Source organism: Pseudomonas sp. PB105, from assembly GCF_009764655.1.
Taxonomy (GTDB): Bacteria; Pseudomonadota; Gammaproteobacteria; order Pseudomonadales; family Pseudomonadaceae; genus Aquipseudomonas; species Aquipseudomonas cyclaminis.
The window spans coordinates 1-16,852 of the sequence record NZ_RWIO01000091.1; the positions used below are offsets into that span (position 1 = coordinate 1).

The following is a 16,852-nucleotide window of genomic DNA, read 5'->3' on the forward strand; positions in this document are numbered from 1 at the left end:
TGTGGTGAGCGGGCTTGTCCCGCGCTGGGCTGCGAAGCAGCCCCATCAAAGCCACCGCGTTTTTTCAAAAAAACCAAGTTGCCTGGTTTTGGGGCTGCTTCGCAGCCCAGCGCGGGGCAAGCCCGCTCACCACAACAGCCTCGTTCGCTAAGGTTATGTGTTCACCAAAGATGTGTAGATACCCATGCCCCGATAGCGGAACTCCATGTTTACCAAGTGGCAGTGTTAGGCAGGTCCAGGGTACCGCGATCCACAAACCGCATCGTGCCAAACAACCCGCCCGCGAGTTTGCCGCGCAGTACATAAGGCAAATTGTTCAAGCTCTGGGTTTGGCTCAAGCCCAGGGTTTGGCGCAACACAGAGAACGCCGAAACACTGACCGGTACCCTCAGCACCGTCTCCGAAAAGCGTGGAATGCTGCCGGCCTGATCGCTCACGCCGGAGGCTAACGGTCGGCCATTGACCTCCAGGTCCAGGGCCACGCCGTTGTAGTCGATCGCTGTTTCATTGGGGTTTTGCACCCGCAGTTTCACCACGAAGCGCACTTCCAGTTCCTGGCTTTGCAGGGGCTCGATGCCCACCACGGTGATGTTGACCGGGTCGCGGTTGGGGAACAGCGCGCAGGCGCTCAAGGTCAGCAGCAACAGTGATAGAACCATGAGCTTGCGCATACAAAGGTGCTCCTATTTCGTGACGTCCGGGTCCTGCATCACTTTGAGGGTAGAGGACTCCGGATCAAATTCATCTTCTTGCAGTGCTATGAACTCTTCCGGCAGGAAAATGTTCAGCAGGATGGCACAGAACGCGCCCACGGTAATCGGCGACTCGAAGATGTTGTGCAGGGCCTTGGGCAGGTCACGCAGCACTTCCGGCACGGCGGCGACGCCCAGGCCCATGCCGAGGGAGATGGCCACGATCAGCACATTGCGCCGGTGCAGCCCGGCTTCGGCGAGGATCTTGATGCCGGCCACGGCCACCGTGCCGAACATGATCAGGGTCGCGCCGCCCAGCACCGGCTTGGGCATCAGTTGCAGCACTGCGCCGATCATCGGGAACAGCCCCAGCAGCACCAGCAAACCCGCGATGAAGTACGCCACGTAGCGGCTGGCCACGCCGGTCAGCTGGATCACGCCGTTGTTCTGGGCGAAGGTCACCATCGGCAGGCTGTTGAACGTGGCGGCCATCGCCGAGTTGAGGCCGTCGGCCAGCAGGCCGGACTTGATGCGCTTGATATACAGCGGGCCTTTGACCGGCTGCTGGGAAATCATCGAATTGGCGGTCAGGTCACCGGCCGCTTCCAACGGCGAAATCAGGAAGATCACCGCTACCGGGATAAACGCGACCCAGTCGAACGAGAAACCGTACTTGAACGGCACCGGCACGCTGATCAAAGGCACGTGGGGCAGGGCGGCCAGGTCGACGCGGCCCATCCACCACGCCACCACAAAACCCAGGGTCAGGCCGATCACGATCGAACCCAGGCGCAGGAACGGGTTGTTGAAGCGGTTGAGCACCACGATGGTCACCAGCACCAGTGCCGCCAGGCCCATATTGCTTGCGGCCCCCAGGTCGCTGGCGCCAAAGCCGCCCGCCATGTCGGTGACCGCCACCTTGATCAGCGACAAGCCCATCAAGGTAATGATGGTGCCGGTCACCACCGGGGTGATCAGCTTGCGCAGCTTGCCGATGAACTGGCTGAGCACCACCTCGATAAACGCCGCGAAAAAGCAGATGCCAAAGATCGTCGAGAGGATTTCGTCGGTGCCGCCGCCACGGGCCTTGACCATGAAGCCCGCACTGAGGATCACGCTGATAAACGAAAAACTGGTGCCTTGCAGGCACAGCAGCCCCGAACCTATCGGGCCGAACTTACGCGCCTGTACAAAGGTGCCGAGCCCCGACACAAACAGTGCCATGCTCACCAGATACGGCACTTCGCTTTCCAGCCCGAGCACACCCCCGACGATCAGGGTCGGGGTGATGATGCCGACAAAACTCGCCAAGACATGCTGCAACGCGGCAAAGATCGCCGCAGTGAAGTGCGGGCGATCTTCCAGGCCGTAGATCAGGTCGGATTTATAGCGCGGGCGGGGGGCTTGAGCGTCAGACAAAATGAGGGCTCGGGTCAGAAAATGGAGGCGCAGGATGCCAGAAACGGTCGATCGTCAGAAGTGTAAAAAAATATTTATGAGTGCCCTGCGTAAAACCCTGCACTCAGCCGATAACGTGTATAGGCCCACCGATCAATAACAACAGTGGGCCGAGGTCTGAGCGGTGCGTTGACGCCGGCGGATCGTTTCGCGGCAAGGATGCGCGCAAACACTACTCCAGAGAGTCTCGTCTATGTCCCTCCGTCACCTGAATATCGCCCCTCGTGCTTCTCTCGGTTTCGCGTTCATCGCGTTGTTAGTGGTTATTCTCGGCGTGTTTGCGGTCAACCGCATGACGCTGATCCGCGAGGCGTCGGTGGCCATGAGTGCCAACCAGCTGCCCAGCGTGACGTACTTGGGCACGATCACGGAAAACGTGCTGCGCATGCGCATCCTGTCGTTTCGCGTACTGGTCAATCGCGATCCTGCCGCGTTGCAGGAAGCTGAAACCCGCATCGGCGTGCTGACCGACAAGGTCAAGACAGCCCAGGCCGGTTACGCCACGTTGCCTGCCGGGCCGGAAGAGGCGGCGTTGTACAAGACGTTTGGCGCCACCTTGGACAACTACTTAAAGGCCCAGGCCGACATGCTTACCCTGTCCAGACAAGGCAAAGTCGATGAGATGCGTGCGCTGATCAACAGCCGCATCAAGGACGGCACCGACCAGATGGGCGAGCAACTGAACAAATTGATCGCCATCAATGCCGCGGATGCCAAGGCTGCCGACGCTGAAGCCGGGCACGGCTACGACAGCGCGATCACCGGCGTAATCGTAGTCTCGGTCGCCGCCGCCTTGCTCACGGTGTTGCTGGCCTGGCTGCTGACCCGCAGCATCGTCACGCCGTTGCGCAAAGCCGTGGCCGTGGCCGAAACCATCGCCGCCGGCAACCTCAGCACCGCCATCGCAGACGACGGCAACGACGAACCGGCCCGTTTGATCGGCGCCCTGGCTGCCATGCAGGCCAACCTGCGTCAGACCATCCAGCACATCGCCGGCTCGGCCACGCAACTGGCGTCCGCCGCCGAGGAACTCAGTGCGGTCACCGAAGAAGCCTCCAAAGGCTTGCAGCAACAGAACAATGAAATCGATCAGGCCGCCACCGCCGTCAACGAGATGACCGCAGCGGTGGAAGAAGTGGCGCGCAACGCCGTGTCCACTTCCGAGGCGTCCAGCCAGTCCAACCAGGCCGCACGCGAAGGTCGCGACCGGGTGGTGGAAACCGTTGGTGCGATCCAGACCATGACCCAGGACGTGCAGAACACCGCCGCGATGATCGAAGGCCTGGCCACCCAGGGCCGCGATATCGGCAAGGTGCTTGACGTGATCCGTGCGATCGCCGAGCAGACCAACCTGCTGGCGCTCAACGCCGCCATTGAAGCGGCCCGTGCCGGTGAAGCGGGGCGCGGTTTCGCGGTGGTGGCGGATGAGGTGCGCGCCCTGGCCCATCGCACCGCACAGTCGACCCAGGAGATCGAAAAAATGGTCGCCGGCATCCAGAACGGCACCGGCGAAGCCGTGCAATCCATGCAGCAAAGCAATCAGCGCACCCAGAACACCCTGGAAATGGCGCGCGCCGCCGGTGTGGCGCTGGAGCAGATCACCCAGTCCATCAGCCTGATCAACGAGCGCAATCTGGTCATCGCCAGCGCCTCGGAAGAACAGGCCCAGGTGTCCCGCGAGGTGGACCGCAACCTGGTGAATATCCGCGACCTGGCTACCCAGTCGGCGGCGGGTGCCAACCAGACCAGCGCGGCCAGCCATGAGCTGTCGCGCCTGGCGGTGGATTTGAATGGGATGGTGGCCAGGTTTGTAATTTGATTCACTTTGCAATGCAATCCAACTGTGGGAGGGGCAAGCTCCCTCCCACATTTGGTTTTGTGTCGTGTCAGGGGTTATTGCTTCCAGGACCCTGGATTCACCAGGTTTTTCGGCTTTTCCCCTGCCAGCGCCGCCAGCAGATTATCCACCGCACACTTGGCCATCGCCTCCCTTGTCTCATGAGTCGCCGAGCCGATATGCGGCGTTGCCACCACATTGTTCAAGCGCAGCAACGGTGAGGCGTGATTCAGCGGCTCCTTCTCAAACACATCCAATCCAGCTGCCCGAATCGTGCGTTGCTGCAACGCCTCGACCAGCGCCGCCTCATCCACCACCTTGCCCCGCGAGATATTGATAAAAATCGTCTCGGGGCCCATCAGTGCAAATTCCTCTGCGCCAATCAGTTTTTCGGTTTCTGCCGTGAGCGGCAACGTCAGGCAGACGAAATCGGCTTCTTTGAGCAACGCCTGCAAGCTGCGGTACTGCGCGCCAAAGCGCTGTTCCACCTGCGGCTTGGGTGAATGGCTGTGGTAGATCACCGGCATGCCAAAGCCAAAATGCCCGCGCTGGGCCAGGGCTTCGCCGATGCGGCCCATGCCGATGATGCCCAGGGTCTTGCCGTGCACATCGCTGCCAAAGTGCGCAGGGCCGATGTTCTTGTTCCATTGGCCGGCGCGCACCATATCGGCCAGTTCCACCACGCGCCGGGCGGTGGCGAGGATCAGCGCAAAGCCGGTGTCGGCGGTGGTTTCGGTGAGCACGTCCGGGGTGTTGCTGAGCAGGATGCCGCGCTGGGTCAGGTAGTCGATGTCGTAGTTGTCGACTCCGACCGACACGCTGGCCACGGCCTCCAGGTGCGGCGCGAGGTCCAGCAATCCGGCGTCCAGGCGCAGGCTGGCGCCCAGCAGGCCATGGGCGGTCGGCAGGGCGTCGCGCAACTTGGCCAGGCCGGTGTCATCCAGGGCTTCGATCAGCGTGACCTCGGCGTGTTCATGCAGGCGGGCCATCAGCGGCGCGGAGAGTTTCTTGTACAACACGACAGACTTTTTCATGAGGTCTTTACCTTCAACTCCAGAGTGGGTGCCGGCGAGCGGTCGCTGGCACCGGGCTTGAGGAAAATCGTCAGCACCACCGACAGCATCAACGCACCGCTCATCAGCAGGTACGAAGCGCCGGGCGAGCCGGTGCTGCTATTGAGATAACCCACCAGGTACGAGCCGCCGAACGAGCCGAGCGCGCCCATGCTGTTGATCAGTGCCATGGCGCCACCGGCGACGTTGGCGGGGAGGATTTCCGGGACGATGGCGAAAAACGGCCCGTAAGGCGCATACATGCAGGCCCCGGCAATCACCAGCAGGGTGTAGGACCACCAGAAGTGTTCGGCGCCGAGCACGTAGGATGCGTAGAACGCGATGGACGCGATCAACAGCGGCGGCCACACAAAGCGTTTACGTTTTTGCAGCTTGTCCGAGCCCCAACTCACCACCAGCATGCCGATCACCGCCGCCAGGTAGGGCAGCGCCGACAGCCAGCCGGCCTCGACCATGTCCATCTGCAAACCGGCTTTGAGGATCGACGGCAGCCACAGCACAAAGCCATACACACCGATGCTCCAGCAGAAGAACTGCAACGCCAGGATGATCACCTTGGGCGAGCGGAACGCTTCGGCGTAGTTCTTCACGGCCTTGATGCCGACCTGTTCGGCGGCGAGGGCGGTTTCCAGGCTGTGCTTTTCGCTGTCGCTCAGCCACTTGGCATCCTTGGGCCGCTCATCGGCCAGCTTCCACCAGATAAACGCCCACAACACGGCTGGCAGGCCTTCGATGATAAACATCCAGCGCCAGCTGAAATGCTGCACCAGGTAGCCCGACACCACCGACATCCACAGCATGGTCACCGGGTTACCGAGGATCAGGAAGGTGTTGGCCCGCGAGCGTTCCGCACGGGTGAACCAGTGGCACAGGTACACCAGCATCGCTGGCATCACCGCGGCTTCGACCACGCCGAGCATGAAGCGAATGACGATCAGCATGTAGGCGTTGGACACCACGCCGGTCAGTGTGGCCAAACCGCCCCACAGGATCAGGCTGACGAAAATCAGCTTTTTGACACTGCGCTTCTGCGCGTAGATCGCCCCCGGCACCTGGAAGAAAAAGTAGCCGAGGAAAAACAGTGCACCCAGCAATGACGACATACCGGGGGTGATCATCAGGTCTTCGGCCATCCCGGAGGCGGCGGCAAAGCCATAGTTGGCGCGGTCCAGGTAGGCCAGGCTGTAGGTGATAAAAACGATGGGCATGATGTACCACCAACGGCGGGTGGCGAGTTTCACGGTTTCCATGGGGTTGCTCCTGAGCTTGTTGTAGTTGTGGCAACAGGGTGTGGGTCACGCAACGGATCGGGTGGGTAGTTCAGCGCGGGTCGGCAGGCCTTCCATATCGCCACGGCTTTGCACGGCGCGGCTGCCGATCCAGTTGCCGCGTTGCACCGCCTCGGGGAAGCTGAGGTTTTCCAGCAGGGCGCTGATCATGCCCACGGCAAAGCCGTCGCCGGCACCGACGGTGTCCACCACCTTGTCCACGCGCACGGCGGCGACAAAGCCTTGGTCCAGATGGGTACGGAAGTAGGCGCCGTCCGGGCCGAGCTTGATGGCCACGGCTTCGGCGCCCTGGTCCAGGTAGAACGCGGCGATATCGGCCGGGTCGTCGAAACCGGTCAGCAGGCGGCCTTCACTCAAGCCCGGCAATACCCAATCGGCCAGGCCGGCGAGGGTGTTGATCTGGCGGATCATCTGCGCTTGGCTGGCCCACAGCGACGGCCGCAGGTTCGGGTCGAACGACACACTGCGCCCGGCTTTGCGCATCTGGGTCATCAACTCGACCGACAGTTCGCGAGTGGCCTCGGACAGCGCGGGAGGAATTCCGGTGGCGTGCAGATGGCGGGCTTGCAGCAGCGCCGGGCTGATGGCCGCGATGGACAAATGGCTGGCGGCGGAGCCTTTGCGGAAGTACTCCACCTGCGGATCGGCGCCGGCTTCTTCACGGGACTTGAACTGAAAACCGGTGGGGTGCAGCGGGTCGACGGCCACGTGCTGGCAATCCAGACCTTCCTTTTGCAGGGTGTCGACCACAAAGCGGCCGAGCGAATCGCTGCCCACCCGACTCAGCCACGCCACATTAAAGCCCAGCCGCGACAGGCCAATGGCGACATTGCTGTCGGCCCCGGCAATACGCTTGTGAAACTGGCTGACCTGGGCCAGATCGCCGGGCTGCTCGGCGACCAGCATCGCCATGGTTTCACCAAACGAGAGGATATCGATCTCAGACATGGGCATGCTCCGCAGTGGGTTGGCCTAGGACGGCGAGGGCGGCGACCTGCTGCGCGGTCACGTCGATCAGGTCATCGCCTTGCAGTGGAAATTCCACCGCCCGTGTAATGCCTTGAGTCATGTGCTTGAGCAGTTGTTCCCACAGATGCAGGTCGGTGGCGCCGGGCGGCAGCGCCACCAGCTTGCCGTCCGGGCGACGGGCCACGGCCTTGCAGTGCAGGTAGTCCACATGCCGGCCCAACAGGCGTGCGGCGGTCAGGGCAGATTGGTCCTGCCACTGCCAGTTGCCGATATCGAAGGTCATCTTCACCGGCAGGCCCAGGCGCTCGACCTCGGTAAAGAACCGTTGCATCGGCTCGATGCGCCCGCCGTGCAGGGTCTGGTCGTTTTCCACCAACAGCTGGACCGGGTGGCGATTGAGCAGGGCGTGCAGGCTTTCTAGGTCGTTGGTGTCGGTGAAGTAACCGAGGGAGACTTTCAGCCAGCGCGCGCCGAAGGCCTGGGCGCGGTCCAGGGTTGCGCTCAGTTCGGCGTTGGGCTGGGCGCGGCCGGCAACCCATAATTCCAGGGGCGATGAGAACACCGCTTCCAGGCCTTGGGCGGCAGCGGCTTCGGCCAGTTCGGTGGGCTGCTCGGCGGTCAGCAGCTCTTCGCGCCATTCGATGCGCTGGGCACCGGCCGCGGCCAATAGCTGCACAAAGCTCAACTGGCCCTGCTGGCGGACCAAGTCCGCGCCGTAGCTGGAAAGGCTGATGGAGACGGGGTATTTATGCATTGTTGTGTACCTCTGAAACCGGTTTCATTTTTCGACGTGATAAAAATTCAATCAACCTTGGCGCGTTCGCGGGGTTCGCCCCGTAGCAGCTGTCGAGCGCAAGCGAGGCTGCGTTAGGCGCCCCGCAGATCGCGGCGTGTCAATACGTCCGCTACGCAGCCTCGCCAAGGCTCGACAGCTGCTACGGGGAGGGGCACAGGGTTGAGCCTCTGATGATCAGTTGTGGCAGAAAATCCAGGGTGCGTGTTGGCGCATCGTCACCGCGCAAACGCTTGAGCAGGCAGTCGAACGCGCTGGCGCCAATCGCCTCGGTCGGCTGGGCGAGGGCGGTGATGCCGTTGCCCACTAACGGATACCAATCCAGGTCATCCAGGGCGATCAGGCCCACGTCGTCGAACAGGTTGCAGCCCAACGCCTTGAGCGCGCGGGTGCAGGCCAGTGTGGCGACGCCGTTGGCACAGAACACCGCCTTGGGACCGGTTTTAGTGAGAAAGGCCTGCAGGCCGGTTTCAAGGTGGCCATCCAGTTCCAGCACCACGCCAGTCAGCGATGGGCGCCGGGCAATCTCGGCCTTGAAGCTCTCCAGGCGTTCTACCCGTGAGCTGGTGCCATCGGCGGATTCGCTCACCAGCAATAGCTGGCGATAACCCTGTTGTTCCAGATGCACCACCGCCATGCGCACCGCTGCCGGGTTGTCCAGCCCGACCAAGTCGCTGTGCAGCGGCTCGACCTTGCGGTCCACCAGCACCAGCGGCATTTCTCGTTGCAGTTCCAGCAGTTGTTCAAGGTGATGGCCGAGGGTGTTCACGATCAGCCCTTCGATGTTGTACGAGCGCAACGCGGCCAGGTGCTGGCGCTCCTGCTCGTCGTCGCGGTCGGTGTTGCACACCACCAGGCTGTAGCCGTGCTGGCGGCAGGCGGTTTCGACGCCGTGCATCACGGCAATGGAATAGGGGTTGCGGATATCGGCCACCAGCATGCCGATCAAGCGCGTGCGCCCACGTTTCAAGCCACGGGCCATCTGGTTGGGGCGGTAGCCGAGTTGCTCGATGGCCTGTTCGATGCGCAGGGCGATGGCGTCGGAGAGCAGGGCGCGGTCGTCGCCGATAAAACGCGACACGCTGGCCTTGGACACGCCCGCACGTTCGGCCACATCAAGCATGGTGACGCGGCTGCGCTGGGCGGCAGAAAAATTGTTCACGGTCATAGACCTTCTTTTTTATTGGAATGACTGAAACCGGTTTCAGGAAACCATCAAAGTAGGAAAGTCGTCAAGGAGTTGTAGGACAAAGTCGGATGACTGGTGCGTCAAACCACCACACCCAGCCAAGTTGCACCCAACAGCAGCAAAGCCATTGCACGGTTGAAACGCTGCATGGCCTTGGCCGAACGAAGTACTCGCGCAGACCCGGCGCCCAGCAGTGCCCAAGCGCCCAGGCACGGCAGCGCGATCAAGAAAAACACCAGGGACAGCGCGGCCACCTGTGTGCCGTTAACGGCAAAGACACTGACCACCGCCAGCGCCATCATCCAGGTCTTGGGGTTGATCAATTGCAGGCTGGCAGCCCCGAACAAGCCCAGCGGCTTTTGTACCGATTCCGTCTCGACGGCCTGGGGGGGCGCGCTGAAAATCTGCCAGGCCAGGTAGGTCAGCCAGGCAACGCCGACCCATTGCATGGCGGCCTGTACCTTGGGCAGTTGCACCAGCGATTGGCCCACGCCGGACCCCACCAGCCAGACGATTCCGGCCGCACCCGCGCAGGCGCCGAAGATGATCGGCAGGGCGGCTTTGAAACCGTAACGGGCACTGTTGCTCAGCACCAGGATATTGGTCGGGCCGGGGGTAATGGACGCAACAAAGGCAAACAACATAAACGGCAGCATGGCGGCGTGACTCCGGTAAACCAATCGATGGAGTCGATCTTCACAAGCCGGGGCGTTCGCTGTCTGGAAGGTTTGTGCAGCGCTTGCGGTACGCCGCCGGAGTCAGGCCATAGGCGCGCACAAACCAGCGGCCCATGTGGCTTTGATCGGCAAAGCCCAAGGCAATCGCCACGTCGGCCGGTTGCTCGCCCTTGGCCAACAAATGCCGGGCGCGGGCCAGGCGCAGTTGCACCAGATAGGCATGGGGCGGCAAACCGAAGGCGTTCTTGAACGCACGGGTCAAGCGGAAGCGGTCGACGCCGCAGGCCACGGCCAGTTCGTCCATGCCTGTATCCTGATGCAGATAGGCATGCAGGTATTCCCGGGCTTTATGGGCCACCAGCGGCAGGCGCGGATCGTCGCGGTAGCGGGTGCGCCAGTACAGTTGGTCGGTCAGGCGTTCCAGCAATTGGTCCATGGCCCGTTGCCGCACGATGCGCAACTCGCCGCTGTGCAGGGTGCGAAAGGCCTGGCTGGTAGCCAACGCCAGGCGCGGGTCATCGGTCAATGTTCGAGTGAAGCTCAGCTGGCTGTTGAGTGGTGCTTCTTCGAACACCGCGCTCACTTCCCGCGCCAGCCACTGCGGGTCGAGGTACAGCATGTGGTAGGTGAAGCCGTCCGGCGTGGGGGCATCGCCGTCATGCAGTTCGCCGGGTTCTACGAGGAATACCTGGCCCGGCACGCTGTGATGGCGGGCGCGGCGGCAGTTGAATTGCTGCACGCCCTGTTCGGTCACCCCGATCAGGTAGCTGTCGTGCCAGTGCGGGTCGTAGGCGTGGCCTTCAAAATGCGCGCGCAGGGTCTCGATGCCGGTGTCGGCATCCTGGGACAGGTCGATCCAATTGTGCGCGCTCATACAACACCGAACGTAATAGGTGAGCTTATTAATGCGTGCCGCTTCATGACGGTCTAGAAGGTTTGTGCAGCCTAGCTGAACAGCCCGGCCGCGATATTGATCGAGAAACCCAATATCGCGGTATTGAACAGGAACCCGATCAGCGATTGCCCCAGCACCACCTTGCGCAGGCCACGGGTGGCCACACCCACATCCGAGGTCTGCACCGCGACGCCGATGGTGAACGAGAAGTACAGGAAGTCCCAATAATTGGGGGTCAGCAACCCTTCGGCAAAACGCAACGCCGGCTCCTTGCCGTCCCAGGTGTAATACAGCCGGGCGTAGTGCACGCTGAAAATCACCCCGATCAGCAACCACGAACCGATCACCGTCAGCCCGGTGAAACCGTAGTGCAGCAGGCGTTCGCCGGTCGCCAGGTCCTTGCTGCCGACCAGTTCAAAGGTGATGGTGGCCAGGCTGGCGATGGCGGCGATGCAGACCATGAACAACACCAGGCCGGCGTTTTCGTCTTCGATCTCGGCAATGCGTTTGACGTCTGGCGCCTTGGCGCGGATGGTCAGCCAGAGCATCAGCACCAGGTAGGTCCAGACCCCGGCGTTCCAGCCGATGAGGATTTTGCTGGCGATTGTTTCGGCAGGTACCAGAATGCCCACGGCAAGGCCGAGCACGGCGGCGCTGGAGAGGCGAGGGTGGGTGCGGGCGAGGAAGGGCATGGGAGCTCACAGCTGACAGTGGGTCAACTGACTGTACCTCATCATGTGGGAGGGGGCTTGCCCCGATAGCAGTAGGTCAGTGAAAGGTATTTCAACTGATACACCGCCACCGGGGGCAAGCCCCCTCCCACATGTTTTAACCCGGGTTACCGGAAGATTTCTTCACCAGCTTCATGACCACCACAAAAAACACCGGCACAAACACCACTGCCAGCGTCGCGGTGATCATCCCGCCAATCACCCCGGTACCAATCGCTTGCTGGCTCGCGGAACTGGCCCCGGTGGCAATCGCCAACGGCACCACGCCGAGGATGAACGCCAGTGAGGTCATGATGATCGGGCGCAACCTGAGCCGCGCGGCTTTCAGGGTCGCGTCGATCAGATCTTCACCTTGGTCATACAAGTCCTTGGCGAATTCGATGATCAGAATCGCGTTCTTCGCCGACAGGCCAATGATGGTAATCAAGCCGACTTTGAAGAACACATCGTTGGGCATGCCACGCAAGGTCACGGCCAAGACTGCGCCGAGCACGCCGAGCGGGACCACCAGCAACACCGAGGTCGGGATCGACCAGCTTTCGTACAGCGCCGCCAGGCACAGGAACACGATCAGCAGCGACAGGCCCAGCAGGATCGGTGCCTGAGCGCCGGACAAGCGTTCCTGCAACGACAACCCGGTCCACTCCTGACCCAGGCCCGCCGGCAGTTGACTGACCAGGCGCTGGATTTCTTCCATCGCCTCGCCGGTGCTGTGCCCCGGCGCCGCTTCACCGCTGATGGCAATCGCCGGGTAGCCGTTATAGCGCGTCAACTGCGCCGGGCCCTGGGTCCATTTGGCCTCGACAAAGGCCGACAGCGGCACCATTTTCCCGGCGTTGTTACGTACGTTGATTTTCATCAAGTCCGCCACCTGGCTGCGCTGGTCGCCTTCGGCCTGCACCACCACGCGCTGCATGCGGCCCTGGTTGGGGAAGTCGTTGACGTAGGCAGAGCCAATCGCCGAGGACAGCACATTGCCCACATCCGCAAACGACACGCCCAGGGCGTTGGCTTGCTTGCGGTCCACTTCCAACTGCACTTGCGGCGCTTCGGCCAGGGCGCTTTCACGCACGTTGGCCAGGATCGGGCTTTTTCCGGCGGCCGCCAGCAACTCGGTGCGCGCCGCCATCAACGCGGCATGGCCGACGCCACCACGGTCCTGCAAACGGAACTCAAAACCGCTGGACGTGCCCAGGCCATCCACCGGCGGTGGCAGCACGGCGTAGGCAATCGCGTCTTTCAGCTCGCTGAACGCCATGTTGGCGCGGTCGGCGATGGACGCGGCGGAGTCTTCATTGCTGCGTTTGGACCAATCCTTCAAGGTGGTAAACGCCAACGCCGCGTTCTGCCCCGAACCGGAGAAGCTGAAGCCCATGATCATGGTGGTATCGCCCACGCCCGGTTCGCCGGCGTTGTGCGCTTCGATCTGCTCCGCCACCTGCACCGTGCGGTTTTTACTCGCGCCCGGTGGCAACTGGATATCGGTGATGGTGTAGCCCTGGTCTTCCACCGGCAGGAACGAGGCGGGCAGGCGCATGAACATCAGCCCCAGGCCCACCAGCAGCACCAGATAGATCAGCAGGTAACGGCCGCTGCGCTTGAGGGCGTAGGCCACCCAACCTTCATAGCGGTCGGTGAGCTGCTCGAAGCGCTTATTGAACCAGCCGAAAAAGCCGCCCTTGGCATGGTGCTCGCCCTTGGCAATCGGCTTGAGTAGGGTGGCGCACAAGGCCGGGGTCAAGGTCAGGGCAAGGAAGGCCGAGAACAGGATCGAGGTGGCCATCGACAGCGAGAACTGCTGGTAGATCACCCCCACCGAGCCCGCCATGAACGCCATCGGCAGGAACACCGCCACCAGCACCAGGGTAATCCCGACGATGGCGCCGGTGATCTGGCCCATGGCTTTCTTGGTTGCGTCCTTGGGCGACAGGCCCTCGGTGACCATGATCCGCTCGACGTTCTCTACAACCACAATCGCATCGTCCACCAGGATGCCGATGGCCAGCACCATGCCGAACATGGTCAGCACGTTGATTGAGAAACCCAGCAACAGCATGGTGGCAAACGTGCCCATCAGCGCAATCGGCACCACCAGGGTGGGGATCAGCGTGTAGCGCACGTTCTGCAGGAACAGGAACATCACCGCAAACACCAGCGCCATGGCCTCCAGCAAGGTGTACACCACCTTGGTGATCGAGACTTTGACGAAGGGCGAGGTGTCGTACGGGATCTTGTATTCCACATTGGCCGGGAAGTAGCGCGACAGCTCATCCATCTTCGCCCGCACCAGGGTCGCGGTGTTCAGCGCGTTGGCGCCGGGTGCCAGTTGCACGCTGACGGCGGTGGAGGGCTTGCCGTTCAGGCGCGTGGAGAACTGGTATTCCTGGCTGCCGATTTCCACCCGCGCCACGTCGCCGACGCGCACAGTGGAGCCGTCCGGATTGGCCTTGAGCACGATGTCGGCGAATTCCGCCGGGGTTGAAAGCTGGCCCTTGACCAGGATCGCGGCGGTGATTTCCTGGGTCTTGGTGCCCGGCAGATCACCAATGCTACCGGCGGAAACCTGGGCGTTCTGCGCGCTGATGGCAGTGTTCACGTCAGCCGGCGTCAGGTTGAAGCCGATCAGCTTCTGCGGGTCGATCCAGATGCGCATGGCCCGTTCGGCGCCGTAGAGCTGCGCCTTGCCCACGCCGTCCAGGCGCTTGAGTTCGTTCATCACGTTGCGCGCCAGGTAATCGCTGAGCGCCACGTCATCGAGCTTGCCGTCACTGGAGGTCAGGGTCACCAGCAGCAGGAAGCCGGCGGAGACTTTCTCCACCTGCAAGCCTTGCTGTGTCACCGCCTGGGGCAGCCGGGGTTCCACGGCCTTGAGCCGGTTCTGCACATCGACCTGGGCCATTTCCGGGTCGGTACCGGGCTGGAACGTCGCGGTGATGGTGGCCGAACCAAGGCTGCTCTGGGATTCGAAATACAGCAAGTGATCGGCGCCGTTGAGCTCCTGCTCGATCAGGCTGACCACGCTTTCATCCAGTGTCTGGGCCGAAGCGCCGGGGTACACCGCGTAGATCTCGACTTTCGGCGGCGCGACGTTAGGGTACTGGGCCACCGGCAATTGCGGGATGGCCAGCACGCCGGCCAGCAGGATAAACAGGGCGACCACCCAGGCGAAAATCGGGCGGTCAATAAAGAACTGCGGCATGGTCGAATAATCCTTATTGGCCCAAAGCCTGGGCAGGTGTCGTCGGGCTGTCGTCTACCTGGACTTTTTCACCGGGCCGCGCGTGTTGCACACCTTCGACGACGATGCGATCACCGGGTTTGAGGCCGCTGCTGACGATCCAGCGGTCGTCGATCACCGCACCCAGTTCCACCGGTTGCTGGCTGACGGTCTGCTCGGCATCCAGCAGCAACACCATCGGGATACCGGCACTGTCGCGGGTGATGGCGCGTTGCGGCACGCTGATGCCTTGCTTATCGACCGCTTGCTCCAGGCGCACCCGCACAAAGCTGCCGGGCAACAGGTCGAGGTCCGGGTTGGGGAACTCGCTGCGCAGGATGATCTGCCCGGTGCCGGGGTCGACGCTGATGTCGGAGAACAGCAATTTGCCCGGCAGCGGGTAGAGGCTGCCGTCGTCCTGGATCAGCGTGGCCTTGGCCTGATCCTGGCCGACCTGCTTCAAGCTGCCGGCGCGAAAGGCGCGGCGCAGGTCATTCAACTCGCGGGTCGATTGGGTCAGGTCGGCGTGGATCGGGTCCAGTTGCTGGATGATCGCCAGGGGCGTGGCTTCGTTCTGGCCGACCAGCGCGCCTTCAGTCACCAGGGCGCGGCCGATGCGCCCGGAAATCGGCGCGGTCACAGTGGCGTAGCCCAGGTTCAATTTGGCGCGCTCGACGGCGGCGTTGTTGGCGGCGACTTCGGCGTTGGTCTGGCGCACCGCCGCGCGGGCGTTGTCGTAGTCCTGGCCGCTGATGGCGTTGCCTTCCACCAACTGGCTGTAGCGCTGCTCTTGCAGGCGCGCCTGGAACGCATTGGCTTGCGCCTTGCTCAGGTTGGCCTGGGCGCTGTCGAGATCGGCCTTGAAGGGCGCCGGGTCGATGCGAAACAGCACGTCGCCCTGTTTGACGTCGTGGCCTTCCTTGAACACCCGTTGCATTACCACACCGGCTACCCGCGCACGCACTTCGGCAATCCGCGGCGCGGCGATGCGTCCGCTCAGTTCGCTGGTGATGGACAGGGGCTTGGCTTGCAGGGTTTCGATGCGCACCTTGGCCAGGGGCATTTCTGGCGCCTCGGCGGCGGAGTTGCCACACGCGCCCAGCGCCAGGGTGAGGGCCAACAGGCAAAACGGCGCCAACAGATTCTTCGACATGCTCTTATCCCAATAGTGACTGGCGCATCCTAAGGTCACCTGCGCCGTGGTGCTGTGAAGCTGTGTAGGTGGTGTGTGAAGAAATGTAAGGTACTGCACATCATCCCAATGGGGACGTATATCCTTACAAAATCTCGCAATTCCAAAGATCCCCCACTGTATTCATGGAACACCTTCATGCCCGACATCCTCCTGGTGGAAGACGACGCCGCACTTTCCGAGCTGATTGCCAGCTACCTGGAGCGCAATGGCTATCACGTCAGCGTGCTCAGCCGTGGCGACCTCGTTCGGGAACGCGCCCGCCTCAACCCGCCGGACCTGGTGATCCTTGACCTGATGCTGCCGGGCCTCGATGGCCTGCAAGTGTGCCGCCTGCTGCGTGCCGATTCGGCCGGCCTGCCGATCCTGATGCTCACCGCCCGCGACGACAGCCATGACCAGGTGCTGGGCCTGGAAATGGGTGCCGACGACTACGTGACCAAACCCTGCGAGCCACGTGTGCTGCTGGCTCGCGTGCGTACCTTGTTGCGCCGCAGCAGTTTGTCCGAGCCCCAGGTGGCCAACGACCAGATCCTCATGGGCAACCTGTGCATTGATCTGTCGGAGCGTACGGTGGTGTGGCGCGAGCAGCCGGTGGAGCTGTCCAGCGGCGAATACAACCTGCTGGTGGTGCTGGCCCGGCATGCCGGTGAAGTGCTCAGCCGCGACCAGATCCTGCAACGCCTGCGCGGCATCGAGTTCAATGGCACCGACCGCTCGGTGGACGTGGCCATCTCCAAGCTGCGCCGCAAGTTCGACGACCACGCCGGCGAGGCGCGCAAGATCAAGACCGTGTGGGGCAAGGGTTATCTGTTCAGCCGTTCCGAGTGGGAATGCTGA

14 protein-coding genes are annotated in these 16,852 nt (G+C 62.4%); 2 read left to right on the forward strand and 12 right to left on the reverse strand.

Annotated elements, in window-relative coordinates; all coding sequences use genetic code 11:
* Positions 1-209: 209 nt before the first annotated feature.
* Both EJD88_RS21445 and EJD88_RS21450 read right to left on the reverse strand, forming a co-directional pair.
* Positions 210-671, reverse strand: a complete 462-nt coding sequence (locus EJD88_RS21445) for an LEA type 2 family protein (protein WP_112195039.1) — start codon at positions 669-671, stop codon at positions 210-212.
* A gap of 12 nt (positions 672-683) precedes the next feature.
* A complete protein-coding gene (locus EJD88_RS21450) occupies positions 684-2,111 on the reverse strand; it encodes a nucleobase:cation symporter-2 family protein (protein WP_112195041.1) in 1,428 nt (475 codons plus the stop codon).
* 232 nt (positions 2,112-2,343) lie between these two features.
* Here EJD88_RS21450 and EJD88_RS21455 point away from each other — a divergent pair, with 232 nt between their 5' ends.
* The gene (locus EJD88_RS21455) at positions 2,344-3,969 is read left to right on the forward strand and encodes a methyl-accepting chemotaxis protein (protein ID WP_158878973.1); all 1,626 of its coding nucleotides are present in this window, start codon (positions 2,344-2,346) and stop codon (positions 3,967-3,969) included.
* 74 nt (positions 3,970-4,043) lie between these two features.
* Here the strand turns inward: EJD88_RS21455 and EJD88_RS21460 are convergent, their stop codons facing one another.
* From EJD88_RS21460 to EJD88_RS21505, 10 genes are all read right to left on the reverse strand, one after another.
* The gene (locus EJD88_RS21460) at positions 4,044-5,021 is read right to left on the reverse strand and encodes an NAD(P)-dependent oxidoreductase (RefSeq protein WP_158878974.1); all 978 of its coding nucleotides are present in this window, start codon (positions 5,019-5,021) and stop codon (positions 4,044-4,046) included.
* Positions 5,018-6,310 carry an MFS transporter gene (locus tag EJD88_RS21465; RefSeq protein ID WP_112195045.1) on the reverse strand — a complete coding sequence of 431 codons (1,293 nt, stop codon included), beginning with the start codon at positions 6,308-6,310 and terminating at the stop codon, positions 5,018-5,020. The genes EJD88_RS21460 and EJD88_RS21465 overlap by 4 nt, the downstream gene beginning before the upstream one ends.
* Before the next feature lie 45 nt (positions 6,311-6,355).
* Entirely contained in the window at positions 6,356-7,297 is a 942-nt protein-coding gene (locus EJD88_RS21470; protein ID WP_158878975.1) for a sugar kinase, read from the reverse strand.
* Positions 7,290-8,072, reverse strand: coding sequence for a sugar phosphate isomerase/epimerase (locus EJD88_RS21475; protein WP_099585213.1), 783 nt, complete (start codon positions 8,070-8,072; stop codon positions 7,290-7,292). The genes EJD88_RS21470 and EJD88_RS21475 overlap by 8 nt, the downstream gene beginning before the upstream one ends.
* A gap of 181 nt (positions 8,073-8,253) precedes the next feature.
* Entirely contained in the window at positions 8,254-9,273 is a 1,020-nt protein-coding gene (locus EJD88_RS21480; protein WP_158878976.1) for a LacI family DNA-binding transcriptional regulator, read from the reverse strand.
* 107 nt (positions 9,274-9,380) lie between these two features.
* On the reverse strand, positions 9,381-9,956 hold the full coding sequence (locus EJD88_RS21485; RefSeq protein ID WP_158878977.1) for a LysE family translocator: 576 nt from the start codon (positions 9,954-9,956) through the stop codon (positions 9,381-9,383).
* Between the two features lie 40 nt (positions 9,957-9,996).
* Complete coding sequence (locus EJD88_RS21490; RefSeq protein ID WP_158878978.1) at positions 9,997-10,851, reverse strand: AraC family transcriptional regulator; 855 nt, start codon at positions 10,849-10,851, stop codon at positions 9,997-9,999.
* A gap of 71 nt (positions 10,852-10,922) precedes the next feature.
* Positions 10,923-11,564: a DUF1345 domain-containing protein gene (locus EJD88_RS21495; RefSeq protein WP_158878979.1), complete on the reverse strand. Its 642-nt coding sequence runs from the start codon at positions 11,562-11,564 to the stop codon at positions 10,923-10,925.
* A gap of 136 nt (positions 11,565-11,700) precedes the next feature.
* The gene (locus tag EJD88_RS21500) at positions 11,701-14,802 is read right to left on the reverse strand and encodes an efflux RND transporter permease subunit (RefSeq protein WP_158878980.1); all 3,102 of its coding nucleotides are present in this window, start codon (positions 14,800-14,802) and stop codon (positions 11,701-11,703) included.
* Between the two features lie 13 nt (positions 14,803-14,815).
* On the reverse strand, positions 14,816-15,973 hold the full coding sequence (locus EJD88_RS21505; RefSeq protein WP_099585206.1) for an efflux RND transporter periplasmic adaptor subunit: 1,158 nt from the start codon (positions 15,971-15,973) through the stop codon (positions 14,816-14,818).
* A 177-nt stretch (positions 15,974-16,150) separates the two neighbouring features.
* Here EJD88_RS21505 and EJD88_RS21510 point away from each other — a divergent pair, with 177 nt between their 5' ends.
* Positions 16,151-16,852, forward strand: a complete 702-nt coding sequence (locus EJD88_RS21510; protein WP_099585205.1) for a response regulator transcription factor — start codon at positions 16,151-16,153, stop codon at positions 16,850-16,852.